This window comes from Ignavibacteriota bacterium (genome assembly GCA_016218045.1).
GTDB lineage: Bacteria > Bacteroidota > Ignavibacteria > SZUA-365 > SZUA-365 > JACRFB01.
On sequence record JACRFB010000031.1, the window covers coordinates 175,021 to 193,628 of the forward strand.

At 61.4% G+C, this 18,608-nt stretch carries 16 protein-coding genes; 10 read left to right on the forward strand and 6 right to left on the reverse strand.

Translation table 11 applies throughout. From position 1 onward, the window contains the following. Positions 1-33 precede the first annotated feature (33 nt). From HY962_08950 to HY962_08970, 5 genes are all read right to left on the reverse strand, one after another. Entirely contained in the window at positions 34-645 is a 612-nt protein-coding gene (locus tag HY962_08950) for a hypothetical protein (protein MBI5647051.1), read from the reverse strand. 62 nt (positions 646-707) lie between these two features. Next, positions 708-1,985, reverse strand: coding sequence for a dihydroorotase (locus HY962_08955; GenBank protein ID MBI5647052.1), 1,278 nt, complete (start codon positions 1,983-1,985; stop codon positions 708-710). Between the two features lie 2 nt (positions 1,986-1,987). Then, positions 1,988-2,914 (reverse strand): aspartate carbamoyltransferase catalytic subunit, encoded by a 927-nt coding sequence (locus tag HY962_08960; GenBank protein MBI5647053.1) that lies wholly within the window; start codon positions 2,912-2,914, stop codon positions 1,988-1,990. A gap of 11 nt (positions 2,915-2,925) precedes the next feature. Beyond that, a complete protein-coding gene (pyrR, locus tag HY962_08965) occupies positions 2,926-3,471 on the reverse strand; it encodes a bifunctional pyr operon transcriptional regulator/uracil phosphoribosyltransferase PyrR (GenBank protein MBI5647054.1) in 546 nt (181 codons plus the stop codon). Next, positions 3,468-4,754 (reverse strand): competence/damage-inducible protein A, encoded by a 1,287-nt coding sequence (locus HY962_08970; GenBank protein MBI5647055.1) that lies wholly within the window; start codon positions 4,752-4,754, stop codon positions 3,468-3,470. Before HY962_08970 ends, pyrR begins: the two co-directional genes overlap by 4 nt. Before the next feature lie 200 nt (positions 4,755-4,954). Here HY962_08970 and fusA point away from each other — a divergent pair, with 200 nt between their 5' ends. The 10 genes from fusA (at position 4,955) to hydE (ending at position 18,145) form a co-directional block, all read left to right on the forward strand. Next, positions 4,955-7,045 carry an elongation factor G gene (fusA, locus tag HY962_08975; protein ID MBI5647056.1) on the forward strand — a complete coding sequence of 697 codons (2,091 nt, stop codon included), beginning with the start codon at positions 4,955-4,957 and terminating at the stop codon, positions 7,043-7,045. Continuing rightward, positions 7,046-7,582 carry an SLBB domain-containing protein gene (locus HY962_08980; GenBank protein ID MBI5647057.1) on the forward strand — a complete coding sequence of 179 codons (537 nt, stop codon included), beginning with the start codon at positions 7,046-7,048 and terminating at the stop codon, positions 7,580-7,582. A 111-nt stretch (positions 7,583-7,693) separates the two neighbouring features. Further along, positions 7,694-10,045, forward strand: coding sequence for a polysaccharide biosynthesis tyrosine autokinase (locus HY962_08985; protein ID MBI5647058.1), 2,352 nt, complete (start codon positions 7,694-7,696; stop codon positions 10,043-10,045). A gap of 95 nt (positions 10,046-10,140) precedes the next feature. Next, positions 10,141-11,532, forward strand: coding sequence for a tryptophanase (locus HY962_08990; GenBank protein ID MBI5647059.1), 1,392 nt, complete (start codon positions 10,141-10,143; stop codon positions 11,530-11,532). A gap of 38 nt (positions 11,533-11,570) precedes the next feature. Next, positions 11,571-12,767, forward strand: coding sequence for a glycosyltransferase family 4 protein (locus HY962_08995; GenBank protein MBI5647060.1), 1,197 nt, complete (start codon positions 11,571-11,573; stop codon positions 12,765-12,767). Positions 12,768-12,858: 91 nt separating this feature from the next. After that, positions 12,859-14,235 (forward strand): NHL repeat-containing protein, encoded by a 1,377-nt coding sequence (locus HY962_09000; GenBank protein ID MBI5647061.1) that lies wholly within the window; start codon positions 12,859-12,861, stop codon positions 14,233-14,235. A gap of 15 nt (positions 14,236-14,250) precedes the next feature. After that, positions 14,251-15,522 carry a nickel-dependent lactate racemase gene (gene larA / locus HY962_09005; GenBank protein MBI5647062.1) on the forward strand — a complete coding sequence of 424 codons (1,272 nt, stop codon included), beginning with the start codon at positions 14,251-14,253 and terminating at the stop codon, positions 15,520-15,522. 124 nt (positions 15,523-15,646) lie between these two features. Further along, positions 15,647-16,153, forward strand: coding sequence for a hypothetical protein (locus tag HY962_09010; GenBank protein MBI5647063.1), 507 nt, complete (start codon positions 15,647-15,649; stop codon positions 16,151-16,153). Beyond that, positions 16,150-16,833 carry a hypothetical protein gene (locus tag HY962_09015; protein ID MBI5647064.1) on the forward strand — a complete coding sequence of 228 codons (684 nt, stop codon included), beginning with the start codon at positions 16,150-16,152 and terminating at the stop codon, positions 16,831-16,833. The genes HY962_09010 and HY962_09015 overlap by 4 nt, the downstream gene beginning before the upstream one ends. Positions 16,834-17,038: 205 nt before the next feature. After that, complete coding sequence (hydE, locus tag HY962_09020) at positions 17,039-18,145, forward strand: [FeFe] hydrogenase H-cluster radical SAM maturase HydE (GenBank protein MBI5647065.1); 1,107 nt, start codon at positions 17,039-17,041, stop codon at positions 18,143-18,145. Here the strand turns inward: hydE and HY962_09025 are convergent, their stop codons facing one another. Next, positions 18,146-18,598 carry a c-type cytochrome gene (locus HY962_09025; GenBank protein MBI5647066.1) on the reverse strand — a complete coding sequence of 151 codons (453 nt, stop codon included), beginning with the start codon at positions 18,596-18,598 and terminating at the stop codon, positions 18,146-18,148. Positions 18,599-18,608 lie beyond the last annotated feature (10 nt).

The window sequence follows — 18,608 nt, forward strand, 5'->3', positions numbered from 1 at the left end:
GGACGCCCGCGGAATGGCAGAGCCGGATGCGCGTCAGGAGGGCTGGTTGATTTTCGCGAGTTCCTCGATCGTAATGATCGGCAGTTGGAACCGCGCGGCGAATTTCTTCGACGTATCGAACTTCAGCTTCTCCACCGCTATGCCCGAGGCGACGACTTCGATATCGCCGACACCATCGGTGATCTCACGGTTCAGGCCGAGGTCGATAGTGGACTGCGCCTTCTTGATGAAACGCACGGTGCCCGAGACGGAACCTGTCTGCGCGACGATCGAGGCCTTGTCGGCGGTGCCGAGCAGCCAGAACTGCGCCGCCTGCGGGTCGGTGCCGTAATCCTTCGACGTGCCCGGCGAAAAGGTCGGGAACTGCAGCGCGAGAATGTATCCCGGGCGGCTTTCGCTTTCCTGCTCTCGCAGAATTAGGACGCTCGATGAACCGGCCGCGAGTGCGAACTTGCCGCCGATGGTGAACAGCGCCTTGTCGTCCGCGGTCGCGAACTGCGCGTTCTCGACGATGTAGCCGCGGTTGCTTCCGATCACGTCGGTGTAGGCCGACTGCGTTGCACCGGCCTGCGGGTCGGACTGCTCGCGCTTTGTGCATCCCGCAATCAGAAGAATGGACATCGACAGGGCGAAGAGTGCTTTCATGCTATCCTCCAATGGTATCGTACGAGGGGAATCGAACGGAAATGTACAAAAAAACCACCGTGTTATTCAGCTATCCAAACAAGTTGCTGCCGGTTGAAGATTCCCCGGGGACGGCCGCGAAGCACCATGCCGTGGAATGGCGTGTTTTTTGACCGCGATTTGAACTGCGCGGCGTCCACCGTCCACTCCTGCTCGGGATGGAAAAACGTGAAGTTCGCGGGCACGCCTTCCTCGATGCGGATATCCGGAAGCCGCAGGATGCGGCGCGGATTTGTCGACATCTTCTCGATCAGCTCGAACACAGTCAGGTACCCCGTGTGCACGAGTTCCGTCATCGACAGTCCGATCGCGGTCTCGAGTCCCACGATGCCGAACGGCGCGTGCGCGTATTCCACTTCCTTCTCGAAAATGGCGTGGGGCGCGTGGTCGGTGGCGATGGCGTCGATGACGCCGTCGCGCAATGCCTCCTTCATCGCGATCACGTCGTCGCGCGTGCGCAGCGGAGGATTCATCTTCGTGTTGGTGTTGTATCCGCGCACATGCTCGTCGGTGAGCGTGAAGTGATGCGGCGTGACTTCGCAGGTGACCTTGAGCCCGCGCTCCTTCGCGGAACGCACCGCCTGCACCGCGCCGGCGGAGCTGACATGGGCAACGTGGTACACGCCGTCCACGTATTCCGCCACGGCGATGTCGCGCGCGACGATCACGTCCTCGGCGAGGCGCGGGATGCCGGGCAGACCGATGGAGGTCGACACAAATCCCTCGTGCATCACGCCGCCGGCGAACAGGTACGGATCCTCCGCGTGTTGAATCACCGGCAGATCGAACATGCCCGCGTATTCGAGCGCGATGCGCAGAAGCTTGGTGTTGTTCACGCAGGTGCCGTCGTCGGAAAACGCCACGGCGCCCGCGGCGCGCAGCTCGGCCATGGGCGCGAGTTCCTTGCCTTCGCGCCCCTTTGTGATCGCGCCGATCGGCAGCACCTCGACGGGGAAATGTTCCGTCTTCGTGCGGATGTACAGCGCCGTCTCTGCATTGTCGATGGTCGGAACGGTGTTCGGCATACATGCCACGGCGGTGAAGCCGCCCGCGGCCGCCGAGAGTGCGCCCGTCTGCAGCGACTCCTTGTACTCCTGTCCCGGCTCGCGGAAGTGCACATGCATGTCGCAGAAACCGGGGGCGAGGACCATGCCGTCAAGGTCGAATACTTCGGCGTGCTCCTCGTCGATCGCATCGCGAATGGCTGCAATGACGCCGTCGACGACAAGGACGTCCTTCACCGTGTCGAGACCGGTGGCGGGGTCGATGATGTGACCCTTCTTGAAAAGATATGAGGACATTGTTACTCCGCTTTTGTGCCAAGGAGGTAAAGGACGGCCATACGCACGGCGACGCCGTTCGTCACCTGCGGGAGAATCACCGACGAGGGGCCGTCGGCGACTTCGGAATCGATTTCGACGCCGCGGTTGATGGGGCCGGGATGCAGCACGACAAGATCTTTCCCGAGCCGCTCGAGCCGCTCGACGGTCACGCCGTACAGTTCATGAAACTCGCGCAGCGAGGGGAAATAGCCGCCCGCCTGTCGTTCGAGCTGTATGCGCAGCACATTGATCGCGTCGCTCCAGGCGAGCGCATCGTCCACCTTGTGGAACACGCGCACACCGAGCCGCTCCACATCGCGTGGAAGCAGCGAGGCCGGGGCGCAGACGGCGACGTTTGCGCCCATCGTGACAAGGCCGAAAATGTTCGAGCGTGCAACGCGCGAGTGCAGGATGTCACCGATGATGGTGACGTTGATGCCCTCGAGCGTGCCGAGCGCGCGGCGGATGGTGTACATGTCGAGCAGGGCCTGCGTGGGATGTTCGTGCGCACCGTCGCCCGCGTTGATGAATCGCGACGTGCAGCGCTCACTCAGAAAGTGGCAGGCACCCGCTGCAGAGTGGCGCATGACGACCATGTCGACTTTCATGGCCTCGATGTTGCGGGCCGTGTCGAGTAGCGTCTCGCCCTTGCTCACGCTGCTGGTGCTTGCGGCGAAATTCACGACGTCGGCCGAAAGCCGCCGCTCCGCAAGCTCGAAGGAAATCCGTGTACGTGTGCTGTTCTCGAAGAACAGGTTCACGACGGTTTTGCCCTGGAGGGTGGGCACTTTCTTGATCGGGCGGTCGAGGATTTCCACGAAGGTGTCCGTCGACGTGAGGATCAGCTCGATATCCTGGCGCGGGACGCCGTCGAGACCGAGAAGGTGATTGATGGTCAGAGTGGACATGGCGTTCGGGATTATTGGTCTTCTCGTGAAACAAGGTCTATTCCGTCGGTGTCGTCCACCTCGCGGAGTTTCACGCGGATTTCCTGCCCGCGTGTCGTGGGGATGGTCTTGCCCGTATAGTCGGCGCGTATCGGGAGTTCGCGGTGCCCACGGTCCACGAGCACGGCGAGCTGAATGGTCCGCGGCCTGCCGAAATCGATCAGCGCGTCGAGCGCCGAGCGCACGGTGCGGCCCGTGAACAGCACGTCGTCGACCAGCACGATGTCCTTCTCCGAAATGTCGAAGGGAATGGCAGTCGTGTGGACTTCGGGTTGACGCAGATGCTGCCGCACGTCGTCGCGGTACAGCGTCACGTCGAGCACGCCGGTGGGAATCTGCGTCTTCTCGATTTCGCCGAGCCGTGCTGCCAGGCGCTGCGCGACGAATTCACCGCGTGTGCGCAGCCCGATGACGACCACGTTTGCGACGCCGTGATTCCGTTCGATGATCTCATGCGCGAGCCGCGAGATCATGCGGTCGAAGCCGGCCGCGTCGATGATGTTTGTTGTGAGGTTCATTCTTCCGTCCATGTCAGTGGGTCGGGATGCGCGAGTGGGGAGTGGAGAGGCAGGCCGGACAGGCGTCTGCGGAGGAGGTCGAGCGCGGCCTGCGCCGTGCGCTCTTTTGTGCGCAGCCGGTCGTTGCCAAACTGGAAACGCAGTGCTGCGCCGCCGCGCGCATCGGCGACCGCGATCCATACAAGTCCGACGGGTTTTTCCGGTGTGCCGCCGCCGGGACCCGCGATGCCTGTGGTCGCGAGGGCGATATCGACTCCGGCGCCGCGGCGCGCGCCCGCAGCCATCGCGCGCGCGGTTTCGGCGCTGACCGCGCCGTGTCTCTCGAGAAGCGCCGGGTCGACGCCGAGCATCGCGGTTTTACTGTCGTTGCTGTACACGACGCTGCCGCGGTCGAAGTACTCCGAGCTCCCGGGCACGTTCGTGAGACGGTCCCCGACGCGTCCGCCCGTGCACGATTCCGCCACCGCGAGTGTCATGCCGCGTTCGCGCAGCAACCGCCCTACCGCGGCCTCGAGCGTGTCGGCTTCCATGCCGAAAATATACTCCGACGCGCGCTGCTCGATAAATGTGCGCAGTTCGTCGGCGCGCCGCCGCGCTTCCGCGGCGTCGGCATCGATCGATGTGATGCGGAGCCGCACGCCCTGCGGCGAGGGAAGATATGCGAGTGCGCTTCTGTCGAGCATCGTTTTCACGCCCGCGAGCAGAGCCGCGAGTGTCGATTCGGGAATGCCCGTCGTCAGGATGGTGTAGGCCACACGCGTCTCGTCCACACGCTGCGCAAGCGCGGGAAGCACGTCATTCTCCATCATGCCTTTCATCTCGAAGGGCACGCCGGGCATGACAAAGAAGTGTTTTCCGCCGCGAGTAAAGTGACTGCCGGGCGCGGTGCCGTGTCCGTTGCGCATCACCGCCGCGGCCGCGGGAACCATCGCCTGGTCGCGGTGCTGCTCGCCGAGCTTGCGGCCGAGGCGCGCAAACATCGCCGTAATGTCTTCGAACACGACGGGCGAGAACACAAGCGACGTGTCGAAAAACTGCGTCACCACCGCGCGCGTCACGTCGTCATGTGTCGGACCCAGCCCGCCGGTCACAAGCACCACATCGCTGCGCTGCCATGCGTCGCGGAAGGCGTCGAGGATGTCGCCCGGATCGTCGCCGACAACGCTGCAGCGGCGCACACGCACGCCGATGGCGCTCAGCTTCTCCCCGATGTAGGCGGCATTGGTATTGACGACCTGACCGATGAGGATTTCGTCGCCGATGGAAATGATTTCTGCGGTCATGGATTCGTCGAAAAGTCAAGAAATATACCGCGAGTCCCGCCGAATTCCAATGTGCCTCGGGCACTACCCCGGCAGCCCTGTGCCGCGGCACGGAACGCAGCGCGGGGTTTGGAACTCACACCGCACACCACTAATTTTGAAGTCTTATCTCTCTCGACATGCCGGCTGCGGCATGATCCCGAACAACCGCGGAGGACCCTTTGAAAGACTACGCAAGCGATCACATCAGGAACATCACCTTTATCGGACACGGCGGAGCCGGCAAGACGATTTTTATGGACGCGGTGTTGCTCAACACCGGCGCGGTGACGCGCATCGGGCGCATCGAGGACGGTAGCACGGTCTCCGATTATCATCAGGACGAAATCGACCGCCAGATCTCCATCAACAGCACACTCGCCTCGACGGAGTTCAAGGACGTCAAGATTAACATGCTTGACACGCCCGGTTATACCGATTTTGCGGGCGAGGTTCTCTCGAGTCTGCGTGTGTCCGATTCAGCCCTGCTGTTCCTGAAAGCGGTCGAAGGCGTGGAAGTGGGAAGCGAACTCGTCTGGAAATATGCCGAGAAGTCCGATACGCCCGTCATGATCGTCGTGAACAAGATCGACAACGAACACGCGGACTTCGACAAGGTGGTGGAGCAGGCGAAGAACCGTTTCGGTTTCAACGTGGCCGTCACTCAATTCCCGGTGAAACAGGGCCCCGCCTTCCGCGAGATCATCGATGTGATCCGCATGAAGCTGCTCGTCTTCAAGGGCGACGGCAGCGGCTCCTACGAAGAGAAGGACATTCCCGCGGAGTTTCAGGAGCGCGCCTCCGCCGCGCATGAAGCGCTGGTCGAAAAGGTGGCCGAGTCGTCGGAAGACCTCATGAACCATTTCTTCGAGCAGGGCACGCTCACCGAAGAGGAACTGCGCGACGGGCTGCGGCTCTCGTTCTCGACGCGGGCGATCTTCCCGGTCTTCTGCGTGTCGGCAAGTCTCAACGTGGGCGTTTCGCGCGTGCTCGATTTTATCGCCGACTACTGTCCGCATCCTTTCTTCCGCGGCGATGTCATGGCAACCAAGCCCGACGGCAGCGGCGAGGTGCGCATCACCGCCGGCGCGAAAAACGACACGGTCGCCTTCGTGTTCAAAACACTGTCGGAGCAGCATGTCGGTGAACTGTCGCTGTTCCGCGTGTACAGCGGCGCGATCATGCCCGGCCTCGACATCATGAACCACAGCAGCGGCAAGCCCGAGCGCATCAATCAGATCTATGTGATGAAGGGCAAGGACCGCAAGGAAGTGACGCAGATCGGCGCGGGCGACATCGGCGCGGTCGTGAAGCTGAAGGACACACACACCAACAACACGCTCGCGTCGAAGACGCTGCCGGTGAGCATGCCGAAGATCGTGTTCCCCGAACCGCTGATCTCCGCGGCGATCAAGCCGAAGGCCAAGGGCGACGAAGACAAGATCTCGCACGGCCTCCACACGATGCACGAAGAGGATCCGTCCTTCCTCATCCAGGTCGACACCGAGACACACGAGACCATCGTGCTCGGGCAGGGAGAAATCCACCTCGACGTGATGATGAAACGCCTCAAGCAGCGCTTCGGCGTGGAAGTGGATCTGAAGCCGCCGCGCATCCCGTACCGTGAAACCATTCGCAAGTCGGCCGACGTATCCTACAAGCACAAGAAGCAGACGGGCGGCGCGGGCCAGTACGCCGAAGTGTACATCCGTCTCGAACCGAAGCCGCGCGGCGAGGGCTACGAATTCGTCGACGCGATTGTGGGCGGCGTGATCAGTGGCAAGTTCGTGCCGGCGGTCGACAAGGGCATTCAGGATCAGATGACCCGCGGCGTCGTCGCCGGGTACAAGATGATCGACATGAAAGTGACACTGTACGACGGAAGCCAGCACACCGTCGACTCGAACGAAATGGCGTTCAAGATCGCCGCGCAGATGGCCTTCAAGAAGGCGGTCGCCGAAGCGACGCCGATCATGCTCGAACCGATCTATCAGGTGGAAGTCACCGTGCCCGACGAATTCATGGGCGACGTGATGGGCGACATCTCGAGCCATCGCGGCAAAATCCAGGGTATGGAATCGGAAGGACCCTTCCAGGTCATCCGCGCAAAAATTCCGCTGTCGGAACTCTTCGCCTATGCGACGCGACTGCGCTCGATCACACAGGGCCGCGGTGTGTTCCGGCGCTCCTTCTCGCATTACGAGGAAGTGCCGACCGACGTCATGAACAAGCTGATCGAGGAAGCCGCGGCCCAGAAGGAAGAGGAAGGCTGAGTGAAAACACGCATCGTCATACTCCTTCTCGCGGTGTTCGCCGTCTCCGGACCGGCGTATGCGCAGATTCTGGAGGGAGGCATCCCGCCCCGCACGGCGACACAGAGCGGACAGGGAGGAGCGTATTACAATTTTTCCGACGGTTCGGGCGTCGGTCTGAAAGTGAGCGTCTGGGGTTTCGTCAGAAACCCCGGCCGCTACTACGTCCCGTACGAGACAAACATCCTCGAACTCATGTCGTTCTGCGGCGGACCCAACAAAGGCGCGCTCCTCGAGCGTGTGAAGGTCGTGCGCCGTGGCGGAATCGACAAGGAAAACGAGATCAAGGAAGTGTTCGAGATCGATCTGGCGAAGTATCTCAATGTGACGCGCGAGAGCGTGGTTGCGAACGAGCTGCTGCTGTTTCCGGGCGATCTCATTCTGGTTGACGGCGAGGAGGAGTCGGCCGTAGATACCTTCGTGCGTATCGCCCAGGTTGTCGTGGCGATTTCGTCGCTTGTCACCGCCACCGTGGCGGTGCTGAACATCGCGAAGTAACCGCGCGTACTGCGTAATCAGGGGGGCATGCCACAGGGCATGCCCTTCTGAATTGTTTCAGGGACCCCTGCGCAGTATATTTTCACGATATTCTTTCCACGTTAAAACACGATGACCGCCAGAGACGAATTCAACAAACAATTCCAGGAATACCTCCGCATCCTTTATGAAGGACGGTGGATCATCATCGCGATTTTTGTGGTGGTGGTGACGGCAACCTGGTTCTACACCTTACAGCAGGACGATATCTACGCCTCGGGAGCGACGATTCGCCTGAAGCGCGCGCTCGACGCGATGAACTACCAGGCCTATCAGGGCCTCGGCGCGCAGGATCTCGGCTGGGGCGGCGAACGGATCATTGCGAACGAAATCCGAGTGATTCGCAGCGACGAAGTCGCGGATTCCGTCGCGGGGCAGCTCCTTGCACTGGCGCCCACGAAACGCTCCGATATCGATGTATACCCGATACTGAGGGCCCAGTCGCGGCCGTCCACCATACGTAAAATTATCCGAACGCTCGGGCTCGAGGATTTCACGACGTCGCTCGGGTTGACGCGGCTTGACACATCGACGCGGTTGGCGACACGCGATATGGTCCGCGGCCGCGTGCGCAGCCAGGTCACCGCGCAGGCGGTTTCGGGCCTCGACTTCATCGAGGTGGCCGCGCAGTCGACATCGCCGGCCGAAGCGGCGCTCATCGCGAACCTCGTGGTCGACGCGTATCGTCAGCGCAACCTGAACGCGGCGCGCGAGAACATCACCACGGCGCGCGACTATCTTTCCGGACAGCTCGAACGCAAGCGCGACTCGCTGACCGGAGCGGAAAACGATCTCAAGAATTTCCAGGAAAGCTACGGGATGGTGAATCTGGACCAGGAGTCCAGCGCCCTCGTGCAGCAGCTCAGCGGCTTTGAAGCCCAGCGCGAACAGGCCCGTATCGAACTGGAGGCCTCGCAGCGCATACTCGGCGAGATTCAAAAACAATTCAGGGAGGTCGAGCCGACACTTTCGACCAAGCTGACCGAAGGATCCGACCCGATTCTCAAGCAGCTCCTGTCCGACAAATACGATCTGGAACTTCGGATAGAACAATCCGAATTTAACAGGAAGAACGCGCTGCGGAACAGGCCTGAACTCGAACAGTATTCGACGGCGGAACTGAAGGATCTGCAAAAGCGGTACACCGACGTGAAGCGCAAAATCAATGAAGTGACCGCGCGCATCCTGCAGTCGGGCGATATCAGCAGCAATCCTCTCGATTACTCGCGCAAGTTGCGCCAGGACATCATCCAGAAGGAAATCGAGATCGAGTCCATCAAGGCGAAGTTGAGCGGACTCGACAAGACCATCGCCGAGCTGAACCGCCGCTTCGAGAATATCCCTGTGCAGGGCATCGAATTCGCGCGTCTCGAACGCCGCCGCCAGAGTTTCGACAAGCTGACATCGACACTCGATCAGAAATTCCAGGAATCGGTGATCAACGAGCAGACCACGATGGGCAATGTCGACATCGTCGACCGCGCCAGCGTGCCGAACAAGCCCGTCAAACCGAACCGTCCGTTGAACATGCTCATCGGCGCCCTGGTCGCGCTCGCCCTGGGACTCGGCGTCGCCATTCTCGTCCGGTATCTCGACAATACGATCCGCAATCCGGAAGACGTGGAGAAGCTGGGCATCCCGGTCCTTACCTTCATACCCTCGTTCGGCTCCTCCGACAAACTCGAGCGCCACGAGTCGCTTGTCGCCTTCACCGCGCCGCAATCGCCTCCGAGCGAGGCGTACCGCACGATGCGCACCTCCATCGAAAGCGCGCTTGCGATGGACGGTCAGAGCATCGTGGTTGTGGTTTCGAGTCCCGCGCCGAAGGAAGGGAAGTCGACCGCCATCTCGAATCTCGCCGTGAGCGCGGCGAATTCCGCGAAGCGTGTGCTGCTCATCGATGCGGATCTCCGCCGCCCCGTGCAGCACAGCATTTTCGAGGTCGACCGCGAGCCGGGCCTGTCGAACTGCCTCGTCGGCGAGACGCCGGTGAACCAGTGCATCAAGAAGACGAAGGTCCCGGGCCTGCACATTATCCCGTGCGGTCATATCCCGAGCCATCCCGCCGAGCTTCTCGGATCCGCGCGCATGGAGAAGTTCATCGAACTCGTCCGCAAGTACTACGATTTCATCCTCATCGATTCGCCTCCCGTGATCGCGATGGCCGACACACTCGTCGTATCGAAATACGCGAACGGCATCGTGCTGGTCGTTTCGGCCGATCAGACGAAAATTCTGGGACTGCAGAAGGCGAAGGAAGGCCTTGAAGCCAACAACGCGCGCATGCTCGGCGTCGTGGTGAACCGCTTCAACGCAAACAAGATCTACTACTCCTATTATCGGTACTACTACCAGAACTACTACTACTACTCTGACGACGGTACGAAGAAGAAGAGCCGCAAGGAGAAACAGCTCGAAGCGTAGCAGCGCCCGCGCGCGGCTTGTCTTTTGCAGCGGGGCCAGCTATCTTGCACGACCTGCCGCGCTGTCCCTCCTCCCACAATCTTCAGCACCTTCCCATGATCAGAGATTCGTATATCAAGACCGTCATTGAGCCATTCAAGATCAAGTCGGTCGAACCGATCTATTTCACCTCGGCCGCGGAACGCGAGCGCATCCTCGACGAAGCCGGACTCAATCCCTTTCTGATACCCGCACAGGATGTGCTGATCGACCTGCTGACCGACAGCGGCACATCTGCGATGAGCGCGAAACAGTGGGCCGGGATCCTCGACGGCGACGAGTCATATGCCGGATCGCGGAGCTTCTTCCGTTTCGAAGGAATGGTCCGCAAAATCACGGGCATGAAACACATCATCCCGACGCATCAGGGCCGCGCTTCCGAAAAGATCCTGTTCTCGATCGTGGGTGGACCGGGCAAAGTTGTTCCGAACAACACCCACTTCGACACCACGCGCGCAAACGTTGAATTTTCGGGCGCGCGCGCGATCGACTGCATGACCGACGAAGGGAAACGTCCGGAAGTGATCGCCGATTTCAAGGGCAACATGGATCTGGTCAAACTCGAGAATGTCATTCGCGAGCACGGACCCGAGAACATCCCGCTGGTCATGATCACGATCACGAACAACTCCGGCGGCGGCCAGCCCGTATCGATGGCGAACATTCGCGCGACGAAGGAGATCTGCCGCAAATACGGTTTGCCGCTCTTTATCGACGCCTGCCGTTTTGCGGAAAACGCCTACTTCATCAAGATGCGTGAACCCGGCTACGCCGACAAAACGCCGCTCGAAATCGCGCAGGAAATTTTCTCGTTCGCGGACGGTCTGACGATGTCGGCCAAGAAGGACGCACTCGTCAACATCGGCGGTTTCCTCGCGATGAACGACGGGGAACTCGCGCAGAACTGCCGCAACCTGCTCATCATCACCGAGGGATTCCCGACCTACGGCGGCCTTGCTGGCCGCGATCTCGAGGCCATCGCGCAGGGACTCGAAGAAGTGCTCGATGAGGATTACCTGCATTACCGCATCCGCAGCACGGCCTATCTCGGCAACAAACTGACCGAACGCGGCATCCCCATACTGCAGCCGCCCGGCGGCCACGCGGTGTATCTTGACGCGGCGCGTTTCTGTCCGCACATCAAGCCCGAGCAGTTCCCCGCGCAGTCGATCACCTGCGCGCTGTACCTCGACGGAGGCGTGCGCGCAGTCGAAATCGGCAGCGTCATGTTCGGCCGCACACTCGAGGACGGCAGCTTCGAAGCGCCGCCCATGGAACTTGTACGGCTCGCGATGCCGCGGCGCGTGTACACGCAGAGCCATGTGGACTACATCATTGAGGTCGTCGAACACGTGTTCCAGCGGCGCGAGAGTCTGAAGGGCCTGCGGCTCACGTACGAGGCACCGATGCTCCGGCATTTCACGGCGCGTTTCGCCTGGGTCGGATAGCGGATCCCGGCACGGACTCCGGACAGGCCGGCGCAACTATGGCCGACACGCGGCGCATCGTCTACGTGCATCACGGCAAGGGCATAGGCGGCGCGCCGCTCAGTCTGCTCTATCTCATCCGCGGCCTCGACCACGACGCATACACGCCCTCGGTCCTCTGCCTGCACGAAAGTGAGGCGAGCGAGATGTACCGTCGCGAGGGCATCGAGACCGAGGTGCTGCGCGGCGTGCGCGATTTCAGCCATACCAATGTGCTGTGGTATCCCTGGTGGCAATGGCCCAAAATTCTCGCGCGGCTCGTGCATCTGCCATTTGCGATCGACCGCGCGCGGCGCTGGCTGCAGAGTCATCCCTGCGACATCGTGCATCTGAACACCTCGACGCTTCTGGCTTTCGGCATCGCGGCGAAACGCGCGGGTATCAAGGTGGTGTGGCATGTGCGCGAACCTCTCGCACGCGGGTATTTCGGCTGGCGGCGCGCGCTCGTACGCGCGGTGATACGCCACAACACCGATATCGTGATTCCGATATGCCGCTACGACGCCGAGCAGCTTACGCCCGCGCCGAACATACACGTCGTGTACAACTTCGTCGATTTCACGCAGTTCCATCCGGGCATCGATGGCTCGGCGGTACGCGCCGAACTCGGCATAGCGCCCGGCGCGCCTGTTGCCGTGTTTCTCGGTGGCATGAGCCGCGTAAAGGGCACGCGCGAATTTGTGGCCGCAGCGCTGCGTGTGCTGGAGACAAAAAAGGACGCCGTGTTCCTGATTGCCGGACAGTTGCCCGATCCGGGGCTGCGTGCGACCCTCAGCGGGGCGCGCAAGTACAGGAGCGACGTGGAGCGCCTGATACCCGCCTCCGCCGCGGCATCGATCCGTTTCATCGGCGTACGGCGCGACGTGCCGCAGCTTCTCGCGGCAGCCGATTATCTCGTCTTTCCCTCGACCGTCGCACACTTCGCGAGGCCTGTGATTGAGGCCTCCGCGATGGGCAAGCCCGTGATCGCGTCCGACATCGGCGGACCGCGTGAACTCGTCCGACACGAGGAAACGGGACTGCTCGTGCCACCTTCCGACGATGCAGCTTTGGCCGCGGCCATGCTCCGGCTTATCGAGGATCCCGAAGGCGCGAGGAGACTTGGCGCGAACGGCACGCTGTTTGCACAAGAACATTTTGACGCGCAAAAAAACGTCCGCCGTGTTATCACGCTGTACGAGAGCCTGTTCGAGTAAGAACCGTCATGGCTTTTTTGCGAACGACGCACCTGCTATGTACATTGCTGATTGAGATTTTTTTCCTGCCACCCAACTCAGAGGTTGCCTCATGCGCTCCTTCTCCGTGCTTTTGACCCTCCTGCTCCTCGCGCCGGCTTTGATGGCGCAGAACACTCCGGCCGCCGAGGGGTGGATCGTTGACGATTTCCAGCCGGGCGAGCTGGGCGCAAAATGGGCGCCCGCCGCGGGCAAGTGGTCGGTCACGGAAAAAGGCGCCACCGTGTCGGGCGGACCCGGCGAGTACGCCCTTCTGCATGGGCAGATCCTGATGCGCACCAAACCGTATTCGATCGAGGCGCGCCTGCATGGCAGCGGCGCCGGACTCATCTTCTGCGCCGAATCCCCCTCGGCACTGCCCAACAGCCACGTCGTGTATCTGTCGGGCAGCACGATCTCGACTGGTTACATGGACTTCTACGGCAAATACGTCGAGACACGCGTCGTCGATTTTATTCAGCCGCAGGATTTTGTGACAGTGCGCGTCGAAGTGGATCAGATGCAGAAGAACTACCGCGTGTACGTGCAGGACAAGGAATACGCCCTCGAGGAACTCCGTTTCATCAGCGGACACAGCGGGCTCTTCGCGCGCAAGTCGCAGGTGTATTTTGATTCGTTCAAACTGCTCGGCAAGGGCAAGCCCGATGCGCCGACCTTCTATCAGAAGTCGAATACCACGCAGCTCGACAATCTCAGCTACATGACCATGCTCGACGACGCGATATTCATTTCGAATCCCCTCGTCGGCATCGTGCAGCGCCTCACCAGCATCGGCAAATACGCCAATGAATACAATACGCCCGGTTCGCCCATGCTGCCGCTCGGGCTGTGTGTGGACGACGACCGCACGCTCTACGTCGTTGACGGAAACAAGAAATGTGTGCATGTCTTCAACAAGGACGGCGTGGTCGCCGCGACACTCGCCTCCGAGCTGAACGATCCGCGCGCCGTTGCAGTCGGGCCCGCGGGTGTGTACGTGCTCGATGCGGCCGGCATCAAGGTGTACGACAAGAAGGGTTCCTTCGTCGCTGCCAAGGCCGCGGGGTTGTTCAAGGATCCGCGCAACATCTTCTTCAACGCCGGCATGTTGTACGTGGCCGACTTCGGCAATGCGCAGGTGCAGATTCTGGACGCGGGCGACATGTCGGTGAAGCGCGTGATCAAGGAGAATCTGGTCGCGCCGATGGATGCGGCCGTTGATCCTTCGACCGGCGACGTGTACGTGGCCGATCCCGGAGCGGGCGTCGTGTTCCATTATACCACCGACGGCAGTTTTGTCGAGCGTATCGATCCGATCACGATCAAGGGCTTCGTGTCGCCGCGTACGGTTCGTATCCGCGGCGCGATGATTTACGTGGGCGATTTCAAGCGCATACTCGGCTTCCGCAAGGGTGTGCTTACGATCCGTCCGGCCCTCCGTATCGACTAGCGGCGCAGTCCGACGGTGATCGAACTTCGTTTCGGCACCGCGGTCCAGCAGGCGCGTCCTCCCGCCGGATGGCGGCTACAACGGCTTCGGATCGCTCCTCCTCGAGGGGAGCGGTCCGAAGCCGCGGTCGTTACCGCTGCGCTCGACGCGGCACAGGACGACCTCGCGGTTTTCCTCGAAGGCGCGGGCGGAGTCACCGTCCTCATTTCTGATCATACGCGCCTGTGCCGCAGCGAGGTCTTCCTGCCGGCACTGCTCGCGCGTGTGCACGCGGCGGGGGTGCCCGTCGACGCCACGACCCTGCTCTTTGCCTGCGGAACACACAGGCGGCAGAGCGAGGCCGAACAACGCGCCATACTCGGAGACGGGATATTCGCGCGGTACCGCGTTGCAGACCACGACTGCCGCGACGGACAATCCATGGTCGAGGTCGGACGCACGCGTTACGGCACACGCGTATCAGTGAACCGCATCGCCGCCGAGGCCGAGCGGATTATTGCCACGGGTACCGTGGTCCATCATTACTTCGCGGGATACGGTGGCGGAGCCAAACTTTTTGTGCCCGGCGTGGCGGCCTACGATACCGCGGTGCAGAATCACCGGCGCACGTTGACAGCGGATGCCCGCTTTCATACCGCCTGCCGTGACGGATCCTTCGAAGGCAATCCGGTGGCCGACGACATCATGGACACGCTGCGTTTCATGCCGCCGTCGAGGGCGTTTACGGCCCTGCTCGGTCCCGATGGCCGCATCATCGACGCTCTGTGCGGCGGAGTCGCCGAGGTACACGCCGCGGCGCGTGCGCGCGTGGATGCACTGTATCGGACGACAGTGTCCGAATATTCCGACATCACCATCACGAGCTGCGGCGGCGCGCCTAAGGACGTGAATTTTATTCAGAGTCATAAAACCCTGCACCGCGCGTCCTACATCACAAAGCCCGGCGGCTCCATCATCTGTCTCGCCGCCTGCAGCGAGGGCATCGGCAACACATCCTTCCTGCCTTGGTTCGACGTGCCGCATGAGCGGCTCGCCGAGGCGATAGACGCGGGCTACACGATGAACGCGCACACCGCCGTCGCCATGCGCGACAAGGCGGAACGGTTCCGCGTGTATCTTGTCAGCACTCTCCCGCATGGCGAGGTCCGCCGCATGGGCATGACACCCTGTGAAACGCTGCAGGAAGCACTCGACCAGGCTGCGGCAACACTTCCCGCGGATGCCAGCGCCTATCTCGTCGAAAACGGCTCGCTGCTGGTGCCGTCCGTCGAGATCCCGGATGCGTGAGCCTGCGTTCGAAGGTGTGCGTCGCGACGCGCGGCTCCTGGCTCGCACGCGGGGCAGAGCACAAACCGAATCCGTGAAACACCAACATCGAGGAATTTCACCTATGGTATCCAGGATGATTCTGTTGCCTGTCCTCCTTGTTCTCATCCTACCAAGTTTTACACGCGCCCAGGAACAGGAGCGCCGCGACCCGCTTCTCGCGCAATTCGAGGGAAGCTGGCAGGGCGTCTGTGAAAACGACGGGAGGGACTATCCCTGCGATGTGCGCTGCTCTTGGGATTTGCAGGGTGCGTACATGGTAAGCGAGGTGAGCGTGTGGCAGGATGCAAAACGCGCACTGGTGCTGTTTGAGGAGCGTGAGTTTGCACGCACGGCGGGCGAGTCGACACACGCGCTCTATTCTTTCAGCAGCACCGGCGTCACGCGCTGGGGAACGCGACAGTGCAAGGGCGCGCACTGGACGGGCAGCGTGAAAGATTCGGACGGCCTCGGCGAGACGTTCACCCTCGATTGGAACGGCCAAAACGCATGGACCTTGACACGTCTGCTGCAGGACGAGGAGGGCAATGTTTTGAAGAAGATGGTTTTCACGATGCACAGGTCCGGCGTAAAAAAGCCGGGCGGCAAGTGAGTCCGGTTGCTGAGATCGCGATACTCGCGGCGCTGTGGTGCGCCGCGCACAGCGTGCTGATTACTCCGCGCGTCACCGCCTATGCACGGCGCCGCTTCGGGGCTCTCTTTGCGTGGTACCGCCTCCTGTACAATCTGTTCAGTCTCGTCTCGCTGCTCCCGCTGTTACTCTGTCTCCGTCACGCCGAAGCGCACACACTTTTTACATGGGCACAGCCGTGGATACTTGTCTCGTGGTTCGCCATCGCCGCGGCGGTGTACCTGCTCGCGGCGGGTGCGCGTGTCCACGACAACGCACATTTTTTCGGTTTCTCGCAGATCGCCGCGCAGCGACACGGTCGCGAGGACGCCGTGCAGCCGTTTCACACCCGCGGCATCCTCGCGCGCGTGCGGCATCCCTATTACAGCGCCGGTATGCTGCTGATGATTTTTGCCGGGGATATCACGGATGTCAATCTCGCGGTGCGGATCGTGTTTCTCGTGTATCTTATTGTCGGTGCCATGCTGGAAGAAAAAAAACTGCTGGCGGAATTCGGTGATGTGTATGTGCGGTACAGGGGGAAGGTGCCGATGTTTGTACCAAAGGTGGGAAGACGAGGGACGGGGGACGAGGGACGAGGGACGGGAGACGGGGGACGGGGACGGGGGACGGGGGACGAGGGACGGGGGAGTAGGGAGTAGGGAGTGGGGAGTCGAAGCGTGACGTGCAGCGGGAGGCCATTCCACATTGCCACCTTGCTACTTTGCTACCTTCCACCGCGCGCGTGTCACGTGTAACGTGCAACGTGTTACGTGTACTGTGCGCCGGGAAAGTGTTACATTACACGTCGTGTGGCGGATGCTGGAATGTCATCCGCGTGGTATGTGTAATCAGCGGTGATGACGGATGTCGGATGAAATAAAACGTGTCGAGGCGATTCTGCGTGAAGCGGAAGAGGGGAAGGCGCCCGGTTTCGATGATGTGTGTTTTCTGTTGACGATGCGCGACGAGGAGGCCGAACGGTCGTTGCTCGCTGGCGCGTACCGCATCAAGGAGCGGATCATCGGCAGAAAAGTGTTTTTCCGCGGACTCATCGAGGTCAGCAACATCTGCGTGAAGGACTGCCTCTACTGCGGCATCCGCAAAAGCAATCGCTCGGTGGAGCGGTACATGATGAAGGAAGCCGAGATCCTTGCAGCCGCCGATTTTGCGTTTCGGAACCGGTATGGATCGATTGTGCTGCAATCGGGTGAACGCAGCGACGCACACTTCGTCGATTTCATCGAGGATATCATCGCAAAGATCAAACAGCGGAGTGACGGCGCCCTCGGCATCACCCTTTCGTTGGGTGAGCAGAGCGAGGAAACGTACCGCCGCTGGTTCGCGGCCGGCGCGCATCGCTACCTGCTGCGTATCGAGACGTCGAGCCCGGAACTCTACCGCCGCCTGCATCCAGCGGATCACAACTTCGAGAAGCGCAGGCAATGTCTTGCGCTGCTCAAACACTGCGGCTATCAGGTCGGGACCGGCGTGATGATACGTCTTCCATTCCAGACCTACGAGGATCTTGCGCGCGACATTCTCTTTTTCCGTGAGACCGACGTCGACATGATCGGCATGGGACCGTATCTGCCCAGCAGCAACACGCCGCTGGCGGATGAGCCCCCGGCCTCGTTTCCCATCGATATGGATCCGTATCGGCTCGCCATCCGGATGATCGCCGTGACACGTGTTGCGCTGCGCGACGTGAACATCGCCGCGACCACCGCGCTGCAGGCGTTGAAGCCCTTCGGCCGCGAGATGGGCCTGAAGGCGGGCGCAAACATCATCATGCCGAACGTCACGGACACGATGTACAGGCCCTCGTACCAGCTCTACGACAACAAACCCTGCACCGACGAAAACGCGGACGATTGTGTGAGCTGCCTAGAGTCGCGCATCCTCGACATCGACGAGGAAATCGGGTACGGAGAATGGGGCGACTCGCGCCACTTCCGCGCCCGCGGCGCCTAATCAGCGCTCCGTGTCGGGCAGAAGCCAGGCGACAAGATCCGCGAGATCCGGGTCCGCGATGTTCCACCGCGGCATCGGATAATGCAGTCCTTTTCCCGCCGGATTGCGTCCCTCGGTGATTGCCGCGCGCAGCGTGGCGCGTGTATAGGCGGGACGGCGCTCGGTCGGTGCCGCAAGGTCGGCCGGCGTGATGGCAGGCGCGGTGAAGGGCCCGAGTGCGGGTATCGGTTGTGAACGACCCGCGCGGTCGTCGCCGTGGCAGGTTGCGCAGGCGATCTGCATCGCGGGATCTGCTAGTTCGCTGCGGTCGAGATCGCTCTCGATCGCCAGACCCGCGGCGTTGCGGCCGGTGAGGAAAATCTCCTCGCCATTGGGCCGCTGCCCCGCGCAGCCCGCGACGAATGATGCCGTGATACAAAGCGCGGGGAGTATGCGGAAAGTTTTCTGTGCCATGGTTGTGAAT